The sequence below is a fragment of the Stenotrophomonas sp. STEN020 genome (assembly GCF_056760195.1).
This window is the reverse complement of sequence record NZ_JBRREI010000053.1, coordinates 1-18307: the sequence shown is the minus strand read 5'-3', so window position 1 is coordinate 18307 and position 18307 is coordinate 1. Positions and strand designations below refer to the sequence as shown.

19 protein-coding genes are annotated in these 18307 nt (G+C 64.0%); 10 read left to right on the top strand and 9 right to left on the bottom strand.

The features are described from left to right. Positions 1-16 precede the first annotated feature (16 nt). Positions 17-1186, bottom strand: coding sequence for an OprO/OprP family phosphate-selective porin (locus ACVOLZ_RS17980; protein ID WP_481517316.1), 1170 nt, complete (start codon positions 1184-1186; stop codon positions 17-19). 192 nt (positions 1187-1378) lie between these two features. On the opposite strand from ACVOLZ_RS17980, the gene ACVOLZ_RS17975 reads away from it, so the two are divergent. The 3 genes from ACVOLZ_RS17975 to ACVOLZ_RS17965 are packed head-to-tail and all read left to right on the top strand — an operon-like array spanning position 1379 to position 4489. Continuing rightward, positions 1379-2068 (top strand): response regulator, encoded by a 690-nt coding sequence (locus tag ACVOLZ_RS17975; protein ID WP_481517305.1) that lies wholly within the window; start codon positions 1379-1381, stop codon positions 2066-2068. Continuing rightward, positions 2055-3440: a sensor histidine kinase N-terminal domain-containing protein gene (locus ACVOLZ_RS17970; RefSeq protein WP_481517304.1), complete on the top strand. Its 1386-nt coding sequence runs from the start codon at positions 2055-2057 to the stop codon at positions 3438-3440. Before ACVOLZ_RS17975 ends, ACVOLZ_RS17970 begins: the two co-directional genes overlap by 14 nt. Continuing rightward, complete coding sequence (locus tag ACVOLZ_RS17965) at positions 3437-4489, top strand: ABC transporter substrate-binding protein (protein WP_481517303.1); 1053 nt, start codon at positions 3437-3439, stop codon at positions 4487-4489. Before ACVOLZ_RS17970 ends, ACVOLZ_RS17965 begins: the two co-directional genes overlap by 4 nt. Before the next feature lie 7 nt (positions 4490-4496). Here ACVOLZ_RS17965 and ACVOLZ_RS17960 read toward each other — a convergent pair whose 3' ends face one another. After that, positions 4497-4913 carry a hypothetical protein gene (locus ACVOLZ_RS17960; protein ID WP_481517302.1) on the bottom strand — a complete coding sequence of 139 codons (417 nt, stop codon included), beginning with the start codon at positions 4911-4913 and terminating at the stop codon, positions 4497-4499. A gap of 95 nt (positions 4914-5008) precedes the next feature. Beyond that, positions 5009-6760 carry a glutamine--tRNA ligase/YqeY domain fusion protein gene (locus ACVOLZ_RS17955; RefSeq protein ID WP_481517301.1) on the bottom strand — a complete coding sequence of 584 codons (1752 nt, stop codon included), beginning with the start codon at positions 6758-6760 and terminating at the stop codon, positions 5009-5011. A 103-nt stretch (positions 6761-6863) separates the two neighbouring features. Between ACVOLZ_RS17955 and ACVOLZ_RS17950 the strand changes: the two genes are divergently transcribed. Genes ACVOLZ_RS17950 through ACVOLZ_RS17935 form a run of 4 tightly spaced genes read left to right on the top strand, consistent with a single transcriptional unit; the run spans position 6864 to position 9006 of the window. Next, on the top strand, positions 6864-7532 hold the full coding sequence (locus tag ACVOLZ_RS17950; RefSeq protein WP_481517300.1) for a glutathione S-transferase family protein: 669 nt from the start codon (positions 6864-6866) through the stop codon (positions 7530-7532). A 12-nt stretch (positions 7533-7544) separates the two neighbouring features. Then, positions 7545-7811 (top strand): putative signal transducing protein, encoded by a 267-nt coding sequence (locus ACVOLZ_RS17945; RefSeq protein WP_481517299.1) that lies wholly within the window; start codon positions 7545-7547, stop codon positions 7809-7811. 31 nt (positions 7812-7842) lie between these two features. Then, positions 7843-8493: a peptide-methionine (S)-S-oxide reductase MsrA gene (msrA, locus tag ACVOLZ_RS17940; RefSeq protein ID WP_481517315.1), complete on the top strand. Its 651-nt coding sequence runs from the start codon at positions 7843-7845 to the stop codon at positions 8491-8493. A 3-nt stretch (positions 8494-8496) separates the two neighbouring features. Then, entirely contained in the window at positions 8497-9006 is a 510-nt protein-coding gene (locus tag ACVOLZ_RS17935; protein WP_481517298.1) for a flavodoxin family protein, read from the top strand. A 186-nt stretch (positions 9007-9192) separates the two neighbouring features. Here the strand turns inward: ACVOLZ_RS17935 and ACVOLZ_RS17930 are convergent, their stop codons facing one another. From ACVOLZ_RS17930 to ahpC, 5 genes are all read right to left on the bottom strand, one after another. Beyond that, positions 9193-10161, bottom strand: coding sequence for a transaldolase (locus ACVOLZ_RS17930; protein WP_481517314.1), 969 nt, complete (start codon positions 10159-10161; stop codon positions 9193-9195). A 31-nt stretch (positions 10162-10192) separates the two neighbouring features. Then, the gene (gene rnk / locus ACVOLZ_RS17925; protein WP_057630901.1) at positions 10193-10618 is read right to left on the bottom strand and encodes a nucleoside diphosphate kinase regulator; all 426 of its coding nucleotides are present in this window, start codon (positions 10616-10618) and stop codon (positions 10193-10195) included. Between the two features lie 239 nt (positions 10619-10857). After that, entirely contained in the window at positions 10858-11790 is a 933-nt protein-coding gene (locus ACVOLZ_RS17920; RefSeq protein ID WP_481517297.1) for a LysR substrate-binding domain-containing protein, read from the bottom strand. A gap of 176 nt (positions 11791-11966) precedes the next feature. After that, positions 11967-13559, bottom strand: coding sequence for an alkyl hydroperoxide reductase subunit F (gene ahpF / locus ACVOLZ_RS17915; protein WP_481517296.1), 1593 nt, complete (start codon positions 13557-13559; stop codon positions 11967-11969). Positions 13560-13784: 225 nt separating this feature from the next. Then, the gene (gene ahpC / locus ACVOLZ_RS17910; RefSeq protein ID WP_481517295.1) at positions 13785-14348 is read right to left on the bottom strand and encodes an alkyl hydroperoxide reductase subunit C; all 564 of its coding nucleotides are present in this window, start codon (positions 14346-14348) and stop codon (positions 13785-13787) included. Between the two features lie 302 nt (positions 14349-14650). Between ahpC and prmC the strand changes: the two genes are divergently transcribed. Next, entirely contained in the window at positions 14651-15493 is an 843-nt protein-coding gene (gene prmC / locus ACVOLZ_RS17905) for a peptide chain release factor N(5)-glutamine methyltransferase (protein WP_481517294.1), read from the top strand. A gap of 70 nt (positions 15494-15563) precedes the next feature. On the opposite strand, the gene ACVOLZ_RS17900 is transcribed toward prmC, so the two are convergent. After that, positions 15564-15770, bottom strand: coding sequence for a hypothetical protein (locus ACVOLZ_RS17900; protein ID WP_481517293.1), 207 nt, complete (start codon positions 15768-15770; stop codon positions 15564-15566). A gap of 118 nt (positions 15771-15888) precedes the next feature. On the opposite strand from ACVOLZ_RS17900, the gene ACVOLZ_RS17895 reads away from it, so the two are divergent. After that, positions 15889-17151 (top strand): erythromycin esterase family protein, encoded by a 1263-nt coding sequence (locus tag ACVOLZ_RS17895; protein WP_481517292.1) that lies wholly within the window; start codon positions 15889-15891, stop codon positions 17149-17151. 74 nt (positions 17152-17225) lie between these two features. Continuing rightward, positions 17226-18170, top strand: coding sequence for a prolyl aminopeptidase (pip, locus tag ACVOLZ_RS17890; protein WP_481517291.1), 945 nt, complete (start codon positions 17226-17228; stop codon positions 18168-18170). Positions 18171-18307 lie beyond the last annotated feature (137 nt).

Here is an 18307-nt window from a genome sequence, read left to right as displayed (position 1 = left end):
GAAGGGAAGGGGTGTTTTAGAAATCGAACTGCAGGCGGCCGGTTACCGCGCGGGTGTGGTCCACGGTGGTATCGGTCAGGCGGTTACGGTTGCGGCTGTCGATCAGGTTGAGCATGAAACGCAGGTTGTCGCGCAGGTACCAGTTGCCCGCCAGGGTCCAGGCTTCGGTGCTGCCGTTGCGCAGGTCCGGCTGGCCATCGAGGTGCTGGCTGCCGCGCATCTGGTCGTAGCGCAGGGCGACTTCAAACGCGCCGGGCTTGTGGCGGATGTCCTTGATGCGGGCGAAGCGGCCGGTCTTGCGGTCGTAGCTGCGCGACTCGCCGGTGACGAACCAGCTGAGCATGCCGTAGGCGGCCATCACATCGCCGCGTTGCGCGCCGTCGTCGAAGGTGGCGCCGCTGAACTCGCCCTGCCATGACAGCGGGCCGCGCACCTGAGCGTACTCCAGCGACCACTTGTTGACGTCGGTATCGCGTCCAGCTGAGAAATCAACCATCGTCAGGCGGCTTTCATCAGACAGATGGCCGGCCGGGCGCGGACGGATGCGCAGCGCCGGCACGCCGTTCGCGCCGGGATTGTCATAGGCCTCGCGGGCCAGCGACAGACCCAGATGCAGCACATCGCCAGCAGCAGGGCTGGGTGCCCAGGTGACGCGGCCACCGGCAGCGCGGCCCTTCACCTGCCAGGCATCAATGCTTTCCAGGCTGTAGATGCTTGCCGCCCAGGTCATATCGCCCGGATTGGCCTGCCACGACGCGCCAAGGCGGTACAACGGAGCAAGGCTGGTGCCGGCGTTGCCGCGTTCCAGGAAGCTGCCGTAGTTGGAGCCGGTGCGGTCGTCCAGCGAGTAGTACTGCTTGAACTGGCCCACGGTCAGCTTGCCGGCATCGCCGAAGCTGCGGCTGACGTAGACGTCCTTGGCCTCGGGGCGGTCGCCGGAGAAATCGGCTTCCAGCTTGTAGTCGACCACGAAGAACTTGCCGGATACATCCAGCCAGGCACGACGGATCTCGGTGTCGTCCTTGTTGGGGGTGCCACGGTGGTCATTGTCGAAGCTGGCGAAATCCAGGTGCAGGCGACCGCCGATGGTGGCCGTGACCGGACCTTCGTCGTCTGCGGCCAGCGCCGGAGCGCCCAGGCTCAGCAGGACAGCGGCAGCGAGGCTGCGCTTTTGGAAAACACTCAGTTCCACAAACCCTCCCAGGTGCGCGCCAGGCGCGCGGCATACATGGGCACCTGCTGGTGCGTGGCCGCAGTCTGGAGGGGACTAGCTGTCATCCGCCTGTCAGGGGTTTGTGCGGCGCAGCAATGTGCGCCGGGACTGCGTCTTCGCGGCTTCCGCGTTAGCATTCGCGCCTTCCCGCCACATTCCCCTGCGATGCGCCTGCTGCTGGTTGAAGACAATGCGGACCTGGCTGACGCCATCATCCGTCGCATGCGCCGTAACGGCCACGCGGTGGATTGGCAGGCCGACGGCATGGGCGCTGCCAGCGTGTTGCGCTACCAGAGCTTCGATCTGGTGGTGCTGGATATCGGACTGCCCAAGCTCGATGGCCTGCGCGTGCTGGCCGGCATGCGCGAACGTGGCGACAGCACCCCGGTGCTGATGTTGACCGCCCGCGATGGCATCGAGGATCGCGTGCAGGCGCTGGACGTCGGCGCGGACGACTATCTCGGCAAGCCTTTCGACTTCCGCGAATTCGAGGCCCGCTGCCGGGTGCTGCTGCGTCGCGGTCGTGGCCAGGCCAGCGAAGTAGTACAGATCGGCGGCTTCCAGTTCGACAATGCCGCGCACCGGGTAAGCCTTGATGGTGAGGTGATCGAACTGCCGAACCGCGAATTCCGCCTGCTGGAAATTCTGGTCGGGCGGCTTGGCCAGGTTGTCGGCAAGGATGAGATCGCCAAGGGTCTGTTCGGTTTCGATGACGAAGCCGGGCCCAATGCGATCGAGCTTTACATTGGGCGCCTGCGTAAAAAGCTGGTGGCCGCACCATTGCGCATCACCACCGTGCGCGGCGTGGGCTACATGTTGGAGGCCAGCGACGGCGGTACCGATGGCAACGGTTGAGATCCACGCCTCCGGTTCATTGCGGCGCACCTTGATGCTGTATCTGGGCGCGTTGCTGGCGGTATTCGCGGTGGCGCTGTTGTTCGCCGCGCGTGATTACGGGCAACGTGCGGCAAACCGCTCCTACGATCACCTGTTGGTGTCTTCAGCCTTGTCCATCGCCGATTCGGTAGCGCTGGTTGACGGCCAATGGCAGGTGGACCTGCCGTATGCGGCACTGGACCTGTTGTCGATGGCCGAAGAGGACCGCGTGTTCTACCGCGTGGCCGACAGCCGTGGCCTGACCATCACCGGCTATGAGGATCTGCCGGTTGCGCCACGCAGGCTTGGCAGCCAGCCGCAGTTGTTCGATGCCGAGTACAGCGGCGAAACGGTGCGCTTCGTGGTGGTCAAGCGCAGCTTCGCCGCCGCCTCGGCGCAGGGCGAGGTGCAGGTGCAGGTAGGGCAGACCCGGCGCGCGCGCGCTGCGCTGGCGCAGGAAATGGTCAACCGTGCCTTGATCGCCATCGGCGTGCTGTCGGCCTTGTTGCTGGGCTTGGTGGCATTCGGCGTGCACCGCGCGTTCCGTCCGTTGGTACGGCTTGAACGCGAGCTCTCGCGACGTGAGCCGTCCGACCTGAAACCGCTGGATACGCGCGTGCCGCGCGAGATGAACCAGATGGTCGGCGCTTTGAATCGTTTCATGGAGCGCCTGTCCAGCAGCAACGAGACCCTGCGTGCATTCATGGCCGAAGCAGCACATCAGATGCGCACACCGCTGGCCGCACTGCGCGCACAGGCACAGCTCGCCCTGGACGAAGAAGAACCCGAGGACATGCAACGCAGCCTGCGTGCGATCGAGCGCAATGCCACCCATATGAGTCGTCTGTTGAACCAACTGCTCAGCGATGCCAGCGTGATCCATCGATCCAACCTGCAACGCTTCGCGCCATTGGACCTGGCCGAAACCGTGCATCAGGCCTTGCATGAAGCCTTGCCGCAGGCCGGCCCCGCGCCGCGCGTGCAGCTGGCGATCACCACTGGTGCAGTGCAGGTCAATGGCGATGCCTTGCTGCTGCGCGAGGCGATCAAGAACCTGATCGACAACGCGATGAAGTACGGCGGCGACGGCCCGCTGCAGATCGCCTTGACCGTGCAGGACACGCAGGCGGTGCTGACCATCGCCGACCACGGCCCCGGCATCAGCGCCGCAGATGCCGAGCGTGTATTCGAACGCTTCGGACGTGGTGAAAACGCGCCTGCCGGTGGTGCCGGTCTGGGCCTGGCCATCGTCAAGCGCGTGGTTGAAAGCCATGGCGGCAGCATCGACCTGAGCAATCGGCCCGAAGGCGGTCTGGTTGCCACCATCCATCTGCCGAGGCATGCCGCATGAGCCGCTTGTTGATCCTGCTGTTCGGGCTGTTGCTGGCGTCGCCGTTGATCGCTGCACCGGGCGATGTGCAACGATTCCCGGCAAAGGGCACGCTGACCGAACAACTGCGTATTCACGGCACCACCGATATCGAAGTGTTCGCGGTGGTGATCGCCGATTACCAGCGCCTGCACCCGGGCACGGAAGTCGTTTACGAAGACATCATCACCCAGGACCTGTATGCGCGCTTCCTGCGCGACCGCAACAGCGCGAGCACGCCCGACCTGCTGATTTCCAGCGGCATGGACCTGCAGACCAAGCTGGTCAACGATGGCCACGCATTGCCGCATCGTTCGCCGCAGACGGAAGCGGTACCTTCGTGGGCGAAGTGGCGCAATGAAGCCTTCGGCATCAGCTACGAGCCGGTGGCGATGGTCTACAACACACGCGCCTTGCCAGCTGCGAAAGTGCCGCACACACGTCGCCAGCTGCTGGATCTGCTGCGTGCCGAAGGCGCACCGCTGCGCGGCAAGGTCGGCACCTACGATATCGAGCGCAGCAGCGTCGGCTATCTGTTGGCGACGCAGGACGCACAGCGCGGCAGCATCGCCGGTGCCTTGCTCGGCGCACTGGGTGACAACGGCGTGGTGCGTGAAGAACGCACCGGCGTGCTGTTGGATCAGGTCAGCAGCGGCAAGCTGTCACTGGTCTACAACGTGCTGGGCTCGTATGCGCAGGCGCGTATCGATGCCGGTGCGCCCTTGGGCATCGTCGAGCCGGAGGACTACACCTTGGTGGTGCTGCGTACGGCGGTGATCCCGCGCAACAGCCCGCATCCGGCCGAGGCCAAGCGTTTTCTGGACTACCTGTTGTCAGCGCGCGGCCAGCAGGTGCTGTCGCGTGAGGCGCGGCTGATGCCGATCATCCGTAACGGTGGCGGTGAAAGTGATCCCGGCCAGAACCGGCGTCCGATCCAGCTGGGGCCGGGGCTGCTGGTGTATCTGGATGCGCTCAAACGCCGCCAGTTCCTGGATGCCTGGCGCAGCAGTGTTGAGCCCAAGCCGCGCTGAGTGTGACTCAGCGCACCGGCGCGGGATTCTCGCTCATTGGTTGGCGCAGCGGATCGCTGTTGCCTGCCGCCGCGCATTTGCCTTGCACGCAACTGCAGCCCTGGATCTCCGGGAAACCACAGACACCCATCATGCCCTTGGCCTGGCAGCTGGCCTGCACGCCGGCCGGATCGGTGGCGCTGTTGACGTTGACGCAGGCGGGGTAATAGCCGCAGCAGTTGCCGACGTTCTTCACCGTGCAATCGGCATCGACCTTGCAGCTGCTGTCGACCACGACGGGCGTGGCAGCAGGTTTGGCAGGGGTTGATGGTTCGCTGGCCGGGACCGGTGCGGGCGTTTGCGAGGTGACCGGCGCAGTGGCAGCCGGTGAGCTGCAGGCGGTGATCGCAAGCAGCAGGCAGAGCAGCAGTGACAGACGGAACATGGGCGAATCCTGTTCTGGGCACGCGGCCATGGTAGCCGCGGCCCATGTGAGCAGGGGGTTACCGGGCTGTCAGCCGGCAACCCCGCCCATCCTGATCAGGCCGACCAGGTATCGCGCAGGGTCACGCTGCGGTTGAACACCGGCTTGGCCGGGGTGTGGTCGCGGCGGTCGGCGACGAAGTAGCCGGTGCGCTCGAACTGGTAGCTGAGCTCCGGCGTAGCCAGTGCAGCAGCCGGCTCGACGTAGCCGGTGACGACCTTGCGCGACTCCGGGTTCAGGTAATCGCGGTAGGTCTTGCCTTCGGATTCATCGTCCGGGTTGGCCACCGAGAACAGGCGGTCGTACAGGCGCACTTCGGCTTCCACCGCGTGTTGGGCGCTGACCCAGTGGATGGTGCCCTTGATCTTGCGGTTGGCGCCTTCCATGCCTGGGCGCGATTCCGGGTCCAGCCAGCCGCGCAGCTCGACGATCTCGCCGGCATCGTTTTTGATCACTTCATCGACACGAGCGATGCCTGCACCACGCAGGCGTACTTCGCCGCCCGGCACCAGACGCTTCCAGCCCTTGGGCGGCACTTCGGCGAAGTCTTCGCGCTCGATCCACAGCTCGCGCGAGAAAGGAACTTCGCGGCTGCCGAAGCTTTCGTCCTTCGGATGGTTGCTGAAAGTGAGGGCTTCTTCGTGGCCTTCCGGCAGATTGGTCAGCACCAGCTTGAGCGGATCGATAACCGCCATGCGGCGTGCGGCGGCGCTGTCCAGGTCTTCGCGCAGGGCGCCTTCCAGTACGCTGAAATCGATCAGCGAGTTCTGCTTGGAAATGCCCACGCGCTCGGCGAACAGGCGCATCGCCGCCGGGGTGTAACCACGACGACGCAGGCCCTGCAGGGTCGGCATGCGCGGGTCTTCCCAGCCATCGACCAGGTTTTCGGTGACCAGCGCCATCAGCTTGCGCTTGCTCATCACCGTGTAGTTGATGTTCAGGCGCGAGAACTCGATCTGGCGCGGCTTGGCGGCTTCACGCGGCAGGCCCTTGTCGACCAGCGGCTGGGTCAAGGCGTTGTCGTGTGCGTAGTCGACGTTGTCCACGCACCAGTCGTACAGCGGGCGGTGGTCTTCGAACTCCAGCGTGCACAGCGAGTGGGTGATGCCTTCCAGCGAATCGCCCAGCGCATGCGCGAAGTCATACATCGGGTAGATCGGCCAGGCATTGCCGGTGTTCTGGTGCTCGACGTGCTTGATACGGTAGATCGCCGGGTCGCGCAGGTTGATGTTGCCGCTGGCCATGTCGATCTTGGCGCGCACGGTGCGGGCGCCATCGGCGAACTCACCGGCACGCATGCGCGCGAAAAGGTCCAGGTTTTCCTCGACGCTGCGCTCGCGGTACGGCGAGGGGCGGCCCGGCTCGGTCAGCGAGCCGCGGTAGGCGCGCACTTCCTCGGCCGACAGGTCGCAGACATAGGCCTTGCCGTCGCGGATCAGCTTCTGCGCGGCCAGGTAATAGGCATCAAAGTAGTCCGAGGCGTGGCGCAGCTCGTTCCACTCGAAGCCCAGCCAGCGCACGTCGTCCTGGATGGCCTGCACGTATTCTGGGTCTTCCTTGGCCGGGTTGGTGTCATCGAAGCGCAGGTTGCAGACGCCGCCGAACTCGCCGGCGATGCCGAAGTTCAGGCAGATCGACTTGGCATGGCCGATGTGCAGGTAGCCATTGGGCTCGGGCGGGAAGCGGGTCTTGATGGCCGTGTGCTTGCCGCTGGACAGGTCCTCACGGACGATCTGACGGATGAAATCGCGCTTTTCGGCGGGGGCGTTTTCCGGCGTGGCAGCGACGGCAGGCGTGTTCTCGGACATGGGGGACGCAGCGTATTGAAGTAAACCGCAAGTTTAGCCGAGCCGGGCGCTGGTTGCCGGGACGGGGCTATGCTGGGGCCTCCCGCACCGTGGATTGGCACTGATGGACCGCCCCGTTCTGGTTATAGGCAACAAGAACTACTCGTCCTGGTCACTGCGCCCGTGGCTGCTGCTGCGCCATTTCGGGGTGGAGTTCGATGAGGTGCGGCTGGCCCTGGATACGCCGGGTTTTGCCAGCGAAGTGCTGCAGCATTCGCCCACCGGAAAGGTGCCGGCTTTGCGTGATGGTGGTTTGCAGGTCTGGGATTCGCTGGCGATCTGCGAGTACGCCAATGAGCGCTGGCTGGGTGGACGCGGCTGGCCGGCCGATCTGGCCCAACGCGCCGTGGCTCGGGCCGCTGCGGCCGAGATGCATTCAGGTTTCTCCGCGCTGCGCAGCCAACTGCCGATGAACAGTCGGCGCCAGCCCGACGGCTACCGCTGGGACGCCGCCGCACAGGCCGATATCAACAGGATCCGCGCGCTGTGGAGTGAGTTGCGCCGCCAGTACGGCGCGGGCGGGGCGTTCCTGTTTGGCCAGTTCGGCATCGTCGATGCGATGTTCGCGCCGGTAGCGGTACGCTTCGACGGCTATGGCGTGGCCGCGGAAGGCGTTGCCGGCGAGTACCTGCAGGCGCTGTTGGCGCTGCCGGCGCTGCGCGAGTGGCGCCAGGCCGGTGCTGTGGAAACCGAACAGCTTGCTGCCACCGATGCCCTGCGCCAGCCGGTTTAAGCGGAGAACCCCATGCAGCTGATCTACCAGACCAATAATCTGTTCGACGCCCACCTGGTCAAACACGCGCTGGAGGACGCCGGCATCCCGGCCTTCGTGTTCGGCGAGTCCCTGCTGGGTGCGGGTGGCGAACTGCCCCTGTTTGGCCTGCTGCGGGTCTGCGTACCCGATTCGGCCAAGCCTGAGGCCGAGGAAATCGTCGCTGCGCTGGGCTTGGACGATGGCCCCGCCGACCCCATCTTGGATGACGATGAAGCGCCGGGATTCCTCCCGGCCTGAGGAACTGACCATGTTGGGAATCGGCCAAGGAATACTGGGTATCGGCGCGTTCAAGCAGCGCCTGCCGCGCCCGGAAGAAGCACTGCCGGGGCGGGATACGCCGCTGCCGCTGCACAACCAGCACTTCGTCAACGGCCAGCCGCTGCAGGCCGATTTTGACGGGCTGCAGGTGTTGGACGTGGGCCTGGGTTGCTTCTGGGGTGCCGAACGCAAGTTCTGGCAGCTGCCGGGCGTGGTGACCACGGCGGTGGGCTATCAGGGCGGCGTCACCCCGAACCCGACCTATGAAGAAGCCTGTTCCGGGCTTACCGGTCACACCGAAGTGGTGCGGGTGGTGTTCGATCCGGCGCAGGTGACGCTGGAGACGGTGTTGCGCACCTTCTGGGAAAACCACAATCCCACCCAGGGCATGCGCCAGGGCAACGACACCGGCACCCAGTACCGCTCGGCGATCTACTGCCATACGCAGGAGCAGTACGACGCGGCGCTTGCCAGTCGTGACGCTTACCAGCAGCAGCTGACTGCTTCTGGTTTCGGCGAGATCACCACCGAGATCGTGTTCCCGGCGCCGCCGTTCTATTACGCCGAGGACTACCACCAGCAGTATCTGGCCAAGAATCCGAACGGTTACTGCGGCATTGGCGGAACCGGCGTGAGCTGCCCGATTGGTCTGGATCTCTGAGCTGTGAGTGCCACACCGCGCCGTTTACTGGTGGTGTGGCACAGCTTTACCGGCGCTACTGCGGCGATGGTGGAAGCATTGGTGCAGGGTGCCCGCGAGAGTGCGGGTGATGCGGTGCAGGTGATTGCCTTGCGCGCTGCAGATGCGGGTGCAGACGATGTGCTTGCCGCCGATGCGGTGGTGTTCGCCACGCCGGAGACATTGGCTTCGATGAGCGGGGCGCTGAAGGATTTCTTTGATCGCAGCTACTACCCGCTGTTGGGGCGTTGCGAAGGCAAACCGTATGCGCTGCTGGTGTGTGCCGGCTCGGATGGACAGCCGACGATTGCGCAGTTGCGCAGAGTGGGGTTGGGTTTGCGTTTGAAAGAAGTCGCAGAGCCGGTGCTGGTGTGTACGCAGGCACAGACGGCGGAGGCGATTGTTGCTGAGAAGAAATTGCCTGAGTCGCAGCTGGCGCGAGGCCGAGAGCTGGGCGCGCTGCTCGCAGCAGGGCTGGAGCTCGGAGTTTTTTGATTTTGATTAAGCCCCTCTCCCGCATGCGGGAGAGGGGTTGGGGTGAGGGCGCTCTTAAAGCACGTAGAGCAAAAGCTTTTAAAGCTTTAGAAGCCTTTAAAGCCCCCCTCATCCGGCCTTCGGCCACCTTCTCCCGCAGGCGGGAGAAGGGAGACATCAGGCGTCATGCAGTCTGCTGGGCCAGCCTCAGCCGCCCAACTCATCCAAAATCCGCTGACGCAGCGTCTGCAGATCCTTCGCAAACGCATCAATACCAGTAGCCAGCTTCTCGGTGGCCATCGGATCAGCCGCCATATCCGCATCAAACTTCGCCTCATCAATCGCAGCGACGTTCACCGCTTCAGCAGCACCAGCAATCAATTTGCGCGGCAGTTCGCCGAAATCGGCGTCCAGCTTCTCCAGCAGGTCCGGCGAGATCGTCAAACGGTCACAGCCAGCAAGCGCTTCGATCTGCGCAGTCGAACGGAACGATGCACCCATGACAACGGTGTTGGAACCACGACGCTTGAACTCGGCAAACACGCCGCGCACGAATACCACGCCCGGGTCTTCGTCGATGCTCGCCGGGGTCTGGCCGTTGGCGACGTACCAATCCAGGATCCGACCGACGAACGGCGAGATCAGGAAGGAACCGGCTTCCGAGCAGGCCAGCGCCTGGGTCGGGTTGAAGATCAGGGTCAGGTTGCAGTCGATGCCTTCGGCCTGCAGCACGCGCGCAGCTTCCACGCCGGCCCAGGTGGCGGCGATCTTGATCAGCACCTTGCTGCGCGGCACGCCGGCCGCTTCGTACATGGCAATGAACTCGCGTGCCTTGGCAATCGTTGCCTCGGTGTTGTGCGCCTGGTCGGCATCAACCTCGGTGGATACGCGGCCTGGGACCAGCTCGGCCAGCATGGTGCCGACGCCGACGGTCAGGCGATCGACCACGGCATTGGCGATGACCTGCTTGTCGCCGGATTGGGCGCGGCCCCACTGCAGTTCGCGCTCGATCAGGCCGGCATAGACCGGCAGGTCGAGGGCTTTTTTCACCAGCGTCGGGTTGGTGGTGCAGTCGACCGGGCGCAGGCGCTTGATGGCGTCGTAGTCGCCGGTATCGGCGACGACGACGGACAGTTCACGCAGCTGGGCGAGCTTGGAGGGGGCCTGGGACATCATGGTTTCCTGTTGCGGGTGCGGCGCAGTGCGCTCAGCGGTGGAAATCACCAGCCGCTTCGGGCTGGTAGTGGACGGCGGTGACGCGCAGGCGCAGCTGGCGACCGCCGGGTGCGGTCCAATCGATGGTCTGACCCACCGACAAGCCCAGCAGGGCACTGCCAACCGGCGCCAGGATCGACACGCGGCCCTTGTCGAAATCCGCTTCGTGCGGATAGACCAGGGTCAGGGAATGTTTTTCGTTGTGCAGTTCGTCTTCGCAGTCCACACGGGAGTGCATGGTGACGATGCCTTCGGGGATTTCTTCCGGCGGCAGCACCTGCGCGCGCTCAAGTTCCTGCGCAAGGGCAACAGCGGCCGGGTGCCGGCTCAGCGCCGGGGAGTCCAGCAGGGCCTCAAGACGGGCCATGTCACGGGTGGAAACAACGATGGATGGTGGCAGACCGCTGTGGCTGGTCATGGGAATTCCTTATCTGATTGAAGAGCAAGCAAAAGGCGACGCTTTGTCGGCGCCGCCCGGGTTTCTATTGTGCTGGTGAAACGGGTCGTAGGCGACCCTGTGAAGATCATGGGGCCGGTGGGGCCCGGATGCAATGTGGGGGAGAGGAATGTTCAGGTTTTGGGGGGTGCTGCGAAGTGCACCCCTCCCCAGCCCTCCCTTGCGCGCAGCGCAGGGGAGGGCTGGGGAGGGGTAAGCTTCTAAGCCTGAACCCGAGCAGCCTCCGCCGGCGCCTCCAACAACCCCGCCGGCAGCTGTTTGAACAACTGCGAGAACTGTTCCAGGAACGCTCCCATCGCCGAGCTACGGCGCCAGACCATGCCGATCCTGCGATTTGGCTGCGGATTGCCTGCAAACGGGATCAACCTGACGTTCTCCGAGCGCGCCACCGGCGGCTTCACCGCAAGCATCGGCAGCAGGGTGACGCCTACGTTGGCCGCGACCATCTGCCGCAGAGTCTCCAGGCTGGTGGCCTGGAACTCGGATTTCTCCAGCGCGCCGGCCATATGGCAGACATCCAACGCCTGATCGCGCAGGCAGTGACCGTCCTGCAACAGCAGCAGGCGTTGGTCGGACAGGTCATCCAGCGTCAGCGAGGGGTGGGTGGTCAGTGGGTGGCCTTCCGGGGCGGCCAGCACGAATGGTTCCTCGAACAGGAATTCGGTGTGCAACTGCTCGTCGGCGATTGGCAGCGCCAGTATTGCGGCATCGAGCTGGCCGTTGCGCAGCTGCGCCATCAGTACATCGCTCTTTTCCTCGACCAGCAGCATCTCCAGCTGCGGGAAGCGCTGGCGGATCGCCGGCACTACATGCGGCAGCAGATAAGGGCCCAAGGTCGGGAAGATGCCCAGACGCACGGTGCCGGCTTCCGGGTCGCGCGCGCGGCGTGCGGCTTCCTTCATCTGCTCTACTTCGGCAACGATATTGCGCGCGCGCGCGGCAGCTTCGCGGCCGGCCGGGGTTAGCATCACCTTGCGCGGGGCACGCTCCACCAGCGGCACGCCCAGTTCTTCTTCCAGCTTCTTGATCTGGGTGGACAGGGTGGGCTGGCTGACGAAGCTGGCCGCAGCGGCACGGCCGAAGTGCTTGTGCTCGGCCAACGCCACCAGGTATTTCAGGTCACGAAGGTTCATGTCGGGCTCCCGGGTGTTTCCTTCTCCCTGCGGGAGAAGAGCCTGTTCCCGCGAAGGCGGGGATGCCCCGAAGGGGCGGATGAGGGTTGGGCCGAGCCCATTTTTTCCATGGAGGCAGGTGGTTTCACCCGGACCCTCACCCCAACCCCTCTCCCGCAGGAGAGGGGCTTTGAGCATCAGGCGGTTTCTGCCGCTACCGCTGCAGGCTGCAGCACCGGCGTACGGATCAGATGATCGAAGGCACTGAGCGCGGCAGTTGAACCGGCACCCATCGCGATGATGATCTGCTTATACGGCACCGTGGTGCAGTCGCCGGCGGCAAACACGCCCGGCACATTGGTCTGGCCGCGATCATCGATGATGATCTCGCCGCGACCGCTGAGCTCCACCGTGCCGCGCAGCCACTCGGTGTTCGGCAGCAGGCCGATCTGCACGAAGATGCCTTCCAGCTCGACCCGGTACGAATCGCCACCGACGCGGTCGGTATAGACCAGACCGTTGACCTTCTGGCCGTCGCCCAGCACTTCGGTGGTCTGAGCGTTGAGCACCACCTTCACATTGGGCAGGCTGTTGAGCTTGGCCTGCAGCACCTGGTCGGCGCGCAGCTTGCTGTCGAACTCGAACACGGTGACGTGGCTGACGATGCCGGCCAGATCGATGGCTGCTTCCACGCCGGAGTTGCCGCCGCCGATCACCGCCACGCGCTTGCCCTTGAACAGCGGACCGTCACAGTGCGGGCAGTAGGCCACGCCCTTGTTGCGGTACTCGTCCTCACCCGGCACGTTCATCTGCCGCCAGCGGGCGCCGGTGGACAGGATCACCGTCTTGGACTTCAGCGAAGCACCGTTCTCCAGCTGCACTTCGACCAGCCCATCGGCACCGGCCGGCACCAGCTTGGCCGCGCGCTGCAGGTTCATGATGTCCACCTCGTACTCACGTACGTGGGCTTCCAGCGCAGCGGCCAGCTTCGGGCCTTCGGTGTGCTGCACCGAGATGAAGTTCTCGATTGCCATGGTGTCCAGCACCTGGCCGCCGAAACGCTCGGCAGCTACGCCAGTGCGGATGCCCTTGCGTGCGGCATAGATTGCCGCCGCCGCACCGGCCGGGCCACCGCCCACCACCAGCACGTCGAATGCATCCTTGGCCTTGATCTTTTCGGCCTCGCGGGCAACGGCGCCGGTGTCGAGCTTGGCGACGATCTGCTCCAGGCTCATGCGGCCGGAGTCGAACATCTCGCCACCCTGGAACACCATCGGCACCGCCATCACCTGGCGCTGTTCCACTTCCTGCTGGAACGTACCGCCCTCGATCACCGTGGTGCTGATCTTCGGATTCAAGATCGCCATCAGCGCCAGCGCCTGCACCACGTCCGGGCAGTTGTGGCAGGTCAGCGACATATAGACGTCGAAGCTGTACTCGCCGTCGATCGCGGTGATGCTGTCGATGACTTCCTGGGCGACCTTCGGCGGATGGCCGCCGGTCCACAGCAGGGCCAGGACCAGCGATTCAAACTCGTGGCCCAGCGGCAGGCCGGCGAAACGCACGCCGTGGTTCTGGCCTTCGCGGGCGATCACGAACGAGGGCTTGCGCGCATCGTCGCCGGAGGTATCCAGGGTGATCTTGCCGCCGCCGGCCGCGACGATATCGTCAAGCAGGCCGCGCATGTCCTGGCTGGCGCTGCTGTCGTCGAGCGAGGCGATCAGGCGCAGTGGCTGGCGCAGCAGGCCCATGTACTGCTGCAGCTGGGTCTTGAGGCTGTCGTCGAGCACGGTCAACTCCTTCGTTGAGGCAAAGCGGGGGAGTGACGCCCCTGCGTGAAGCGGGGCGCCAGTAAAAATGTAGGGGTGAACCGCAGCGGGCTGCGTGGCGTGCGGGCGTGGTGCTGGCTGGCATCAACACGCTGCGGTTCACCCCCACGCCCGCCGCTAGGGCGGGGTGGGAGCGGCATGGAAATGAACCAGGTATCTGGTTCATCTCCACCGGCTGACTGGGACTTAGATCTTGCCGACCAGGTCCAGCGACGGGGTCAGGGTCTTTTCGCCTTCCTTCCACTTGGCCGGGCACACTTCGTTCGGGTGTGCGGCGGTGAACTGGGCAGCCTTCAGCTTGCGCAGGGTCTCGGACACGTCACGGGCGATCTCGTTGGAGTGGATCTCCGAGGTCTTGATCACGCCTTCCGGGTTGATCACGAAGGTGCCACGCAGGGCCAAGCCTTCTTCCGGAATGTGCACGCCGAAGGCGTTGGTCAGCTGATGGGTCGGGTCGCCGACCAGCGGGAACTTGGCCTTGCCCACGGCCGGCGAGGTTTCGTGCCACACCTTGTGCGAGAAGTGGGTATCGGTGGTCACGATGTAGACCTCGGCACCGGCCTTCTGGAACTCGGCATAGTTTTCAGCGGCGTCTTCGATCTCGGTCGGGCAGTTGAAGGTGAACGCTGCCGGCATGAAGATCAGGGCCGACCACTTGCCCTTCAGCGATTCGTCGGTGACTTCAATGAACTTGCCGTTGTGGAAAGCATTGACCTTGAACGGCTGGACCTGGGTGTTGATAAGGGACATGAAGATTCCTCTTGGGTTGTAGGGCGGGGTGAATCGTTGGAGCAAAGACTAATAGGCAGAAACTAATAAAACAAATGAATTGGATGCATCGTATCAATAGATAGGGCCTATCAAGTGATGCCGTGAAACTGCCTCAAGGCCTGATATCGGGTGCTTTGCGGGCTTTCCAAGCCATCCAGGGCCAAGCTGAACGGCGCGACATAGACGGGATTAATCCTTAAGCAAGGATCATGGCGGTAGGCAGGGACGGGCGCGCTGACTATCCTCGCCCTCCTGAAAACCGCTAGCGAAGAGGTAATGCAGTGTCCACGTTGAAGGTTGCCGAGCTGTTGCGGGAGGCCGCTGCGCGCCTGCCGGGCGAAGATGCCCGCCATGAGGCCGAGCAGTTGCTGATCCACGTGCTGGGTGTGGAGCGGGCCTGGTTGTTCGCCCATGCCACCGATGATGTGGATGCCGAGGCCCGCGAGCGCTTCGAAGTGCTGCTGGCGCGTCGTGCCGAGGGTCAACCGCTGGCCTATCTGACCGGCCGCCGTGGCTTCTGGACGCTGGACCTGCAGGTCAACACCGCCACTCTGATCCCGCGCCCGGAAACCGAGCTGCTGGTCGAGCAGGCGCTGGCACGGCTGCCGGCCGATGACATGGTGCGGGTGGCCGACATGGGCACCGGCAGTGGCGCGATTGCCTTGTCGATCGCCAGTGAGCGACCGCTTGCAACGGTGATGGCGACCGACGTGCTGGGCCCAACCTTGGCGATGGCGGTGAAGAACGCACAGGCGCATGGGCTGGAGAACGTGTGGTTCCGGCGCGGGCATTGGTATACGGCGCTGGGCGCTGATCGTTTCGACCTGATTGTCAGCAACCCGCCGTATATCGCCGCGGGTGATCCGCATCTGGTACAGGGCGACCTGCGTTTCGAGCCACCACCGGCGCTGGCTTCCGGCGCGGATGGCCTGGATGCGATCCGCGAGATTGTTGCTGGTGCGCACGAGCATCTGGTGCCCGGTGGTTGGTTGCTGCTGGAGCATGGTTGGGATCAGGGTGAGGCCATCCGCGCGCTGCTTGAGCAGGCCGGGTTTGTGGAGGCGCAGACGGTGCAGGATCTGGAACAGCGCGATCGAGTGACGCTGGGGCGTTGGCCTGGTTGAGGTTGGGGTAGTTGCTACTGCTGTTGCCGTTGCTGGCGTTGTTGTCGCCGTGGACTTTCTTGCCTTTGTTTTAGCTCGTCATTCCCGCGAAGGCGGGAATCGCTCTGGCCTTTGCTTTTGCATTCGACTTGGGAGCCGGGACCAACGCCAGAGCCAGAGCCAAAGCCAAAGCCAAAGCCAAAGCCAAAGCGATTCCCGCCTTCGCGGGAATGACGGCGTTCAAAACCAATGCAAAGCGGAAGCAAGAAGCAAAGCTAAAGCTAAAGCGGAAAGACAAGGTCGCGCCAAAGCAGAGTCAAAAGAACCGTTCCAGCGCGCCATTCAGGTCATTTGCTGTCCGCATGACGGCCGCCAAAACCTCCCGTAGCATCCCCATTTCCAAGCCGGGGATGCCGATGATCCGTACCGCGTTCGCTGTCGTATTACTGGTCACATCACTGGGCTGCGCCGCAACGCCAGCCACCAGCAAACAAGCCCCCATCCACCCCTTGCGTGAAGGCTCGCCGATGCAGGATGACTTCGCCGATCTGGTGCCCCTGGGTGAGGCCATCGGCGACAAGCGTATCGTCATGCTCGATGAGCTCACGCACGGCGAAGGCAATATCTACGAAAGCAAGGTGCGTACCGTACGCTACCTGCATGAGCGCAAGGGCTTCGACCTGCTGGTGCTGGAAAGCGGCCTGTTCGACGTCACCCGCCTTTGGCAATCGCGGCTGCCACTGCGTGCCAATGCGCCAGGCAACATCTTCTACATGTATGCCAACAGCGCCGAGGTGTGGCCGCTGTACGACTATCTGGACGCGCAGCGTGATACGCCGGATGCAATGCAGCTGGCTGGCTTCGATGGCCGCTTGAGCGGAGCATTCTCGCGCCGGCAGCTGGTGCCGCAGCTAGGTGAGCGATTGCTGCGTCAGCCATTGGATGAAATGGCGCGGCAGCGCCTGCATCTGCATCTGCAGCAGGTACAGCAATTGCTCGATGGCAAGCTGGCAATGGCGGACGCCAGCAAACGCCAGCGCTTCCTTGATGATTCGCAATGGCTGTTGCGACTGCTGCCAGCGCCGGATGCCGAGCACGGCGACGATGTATTCAGCAGCGATGGCTTCTGGCGCCGCATCAACGCCAGCTTGCAGCGCATGGCCGAAGTGGCCTGGCAGTTGCGGCCGTTCGATGAACACGATCCGGTCATGGCCGCCAACCTGCAATGGTTGCTGGAGCAGGCCTACCCGGGACGCAAGGCGGTTGTCTGGGGGCATTACGCGCATCTGAACAAACTCGGCGGCTACCGCGACGGTCACCCGCGTGGCTTTCCGGTGGTGGACAACGTGACCCGCGCTTTGCCGCCTAGGCTGCAGAAGCAGACCTATGTGTTGCATTACGCAGGCGCGCAAGGAAGTTATCTCGACTACATCGATCAGCAGGTTCGCAAGGTGGATGCCCGGCCGTCGCAGCTCGAATCGCGCTTGACTGCCGATGCCTCGGCCGCAGCGGTATTCGTTGACCTGCGTGCGGGCAGCTTGCCCGGCGAGGAGGATCCGGCCAGCCGGCTGTGGGGCATGGACTACGCCGATGAATTGACGCTGCCCGAAGCACGGCAACGCTTCGACGGCATCTGGCTGCTGGATGGCATCACCCCGGCGACGTATGCAACGCCCTGATGGAACGCTGTAACGCAGACAAGACCGCAACATCGCTGCGTTAAACTAGCCGTCCTGTTCCCAGCGAGGCTGCCATGCGCACGCTCTACCCCGCCATCGAGCCCTACGACACCGGCACGCTCAAGGTCGACGACCGCCATACGCTGTATTTCGAACAATGCGGCAACCCCAACGGCAAGCCGGTGGTGATGCTGCACGGCGGTCCCGGTGGCGGCTGCAGCGACAAGATGCGTCAGTTCCACGACCCGTCCAAATACCGCATCATCCTGTTCGATCAGCGTGGCTCGGGCCGTTCCACCCCGCATGCCGATCTGGTCGACAACACCACCTGGGATCTGGTCGCCGATATCGAAAAGCTGCGCGAAAAGCTCGGCGTCGACAGCTGGCAGGTATTCGGCGGCAGCTGGGGTTCGACCTTGGCGCTGGCCTATGCCGAAACCCACCCGCAGCGCGTGACCGAGCTGGTGCTGCGCGGCATCTTCATGCTGCGCCGCTGGGAACTGGAATGGTTCTACCAGGAAGGTGCCAACCGTCTGTTCCCGGATGCCTGGGAGCACTACCTCAAGCCGATCCCGGCTGTGGAGCGCCACGATCTGATCTCGGCCTTCCATCGCCGCCTGACCAGTGATGACGAAGCTACCCGTCTGGCCGCTGCGAAGGCCTGGAGCGTATGGGAAGGTGCTACCAGCTTCCTGCATGTGGACGATGACTTCGTCAACAGCCACGAAGACCCGCAGTTCGCGCTGGCCTTCGCCCGCATCGAGAACCATTACTTCGTCAACGGCGGCTTCTTCGAAGTGGAAGATCAGCTGCTGCGTGACGCGCACAAGATTGCCCACATCCCGGGTGTGATCGTGCACGGTCGCTACGACGTGGTCTGCCCGCTGGCCAATGCCTGGGAACTGCACAAGGCCTGGCCGAAGGCGCAGCTGCAGATCAGCCCCGCGTCCGGCCACTCGGCATTTGAAGCCGAGAACGTCGACGCACTGGTACGCGCCACCGACAGCTTCGCCGCTTGATAAGCGCGCCCCTGTAGTGCCGAGCCATGCTCGGCAGGGGCGTTACCGATAAACCCCTTTTGTAGGAGCGGCGTCAGCTGCGAAGCTGGTAAGTGATCAGATCGCAGAAATGCTCGATTGATCGTTGTCACCAGCTC

What these genes read in the sequence shown, in the direction of transcription:
- ACVOLZ_RS17975 (WP_481517305.1), top strand. Translation starts at nt 1,379, where the DNA reads ATGCGCCTGCTGCTGGTTGAAGACAATGCGGACCTGGCTGACGCCATC.
- ACVOLZ_RS17970 (WP_481517304.1), top strand. Translation starts at nt 2,055, where the DNA reads ATGGCAACGGTTGAGATCCACGCCTCCGGTTCATTGCGGCGCACCTTG.
- ACVOLZ_RS17965 (WP_481517303.1), top strand. Translation starts at nt 3,437, where the DNA reads ATGAGCCGCTTGTTGATCCTGCTGTTCGGGCTGTTGCTGGCGTCGCCG.
- ACVOLZ_RS17960 (WP_481517302.1), bottom strand. Translation starts at nt 4,913, where the DNA reads ATGTTCCGTCTGTCACTGCTGCTCTGCCTGCTGCTTGCGATCACCGCC.
- ACVOLZ_RS17955 (WP_481517301.1), bottom strand. Translation starts at nt 6,760, where the DNA reads ATGTCCGAGAACACGCCTGCCGTCGCTGCCACGCCGGAAAACGCCCCC.
- ACVOLZ_RS17950 (WP_481517300.1), top strand. Translation starts at nt 6,864, where the DNA reads ATGGACCGCCCCGTTCTGGTTATAGGCAACAAGAACTACTCGTCCTGG.
- ACVOLZ_RS17945 (WP_481517299.1), top strand. Translation starts at nt 7,545, where the DNA reads ATGCAGCTGATCTACCAGACCAATAATCTGTTCGACGCCCACCTGGTC.
- ACVOLZ_RS17930 (WP_481517314.1), bottom strand. Translation starts at nt 10,161, where the DNA reads ATGATGTCCCAGGCCCCCTCCAAGCTCGCCCAGCTGCGTGAACTGTCC.
- rnk (WP_057630901.1), bottom strand. Translation starts at nt 10,618, where the DNA reads ATGACCAGCCACAGCGGTCTGCCACCATCCATCGTTGTTTCCACCCGT.
- ACVOLZ_RS17920 (WP_481517297.1), bottom strand. Translation starts at nt 11,790, where the DNA reads ATGAACCTTCGTGACCTGAAATACCTGGTGGCGTTGGCCGAGCACAAG.
- ahpC (WP_481517295.1), bottom strand. Translation starts at nt 14,348, where the DNA reads ATGTCCCTTATCAACACCCAGGTCCAGCCGTTCAAGGTCAATGCTTTC.
- ACVOLZ_RS17895 (WP_481517292.1), top strand. Translation starts at nt 15,889, where the DNA reads ATGATCCGTACCGCGTTCGCTGTCGTATTACTGGTCACATCACTGGGC.
- pip (WP_481517291.1), top strand. Translation starts at nt 17,226, where the DNA reads ATGCGCACGCTCTACCCCGCCATCGAGCCCTACGACACCGGCACGCTC.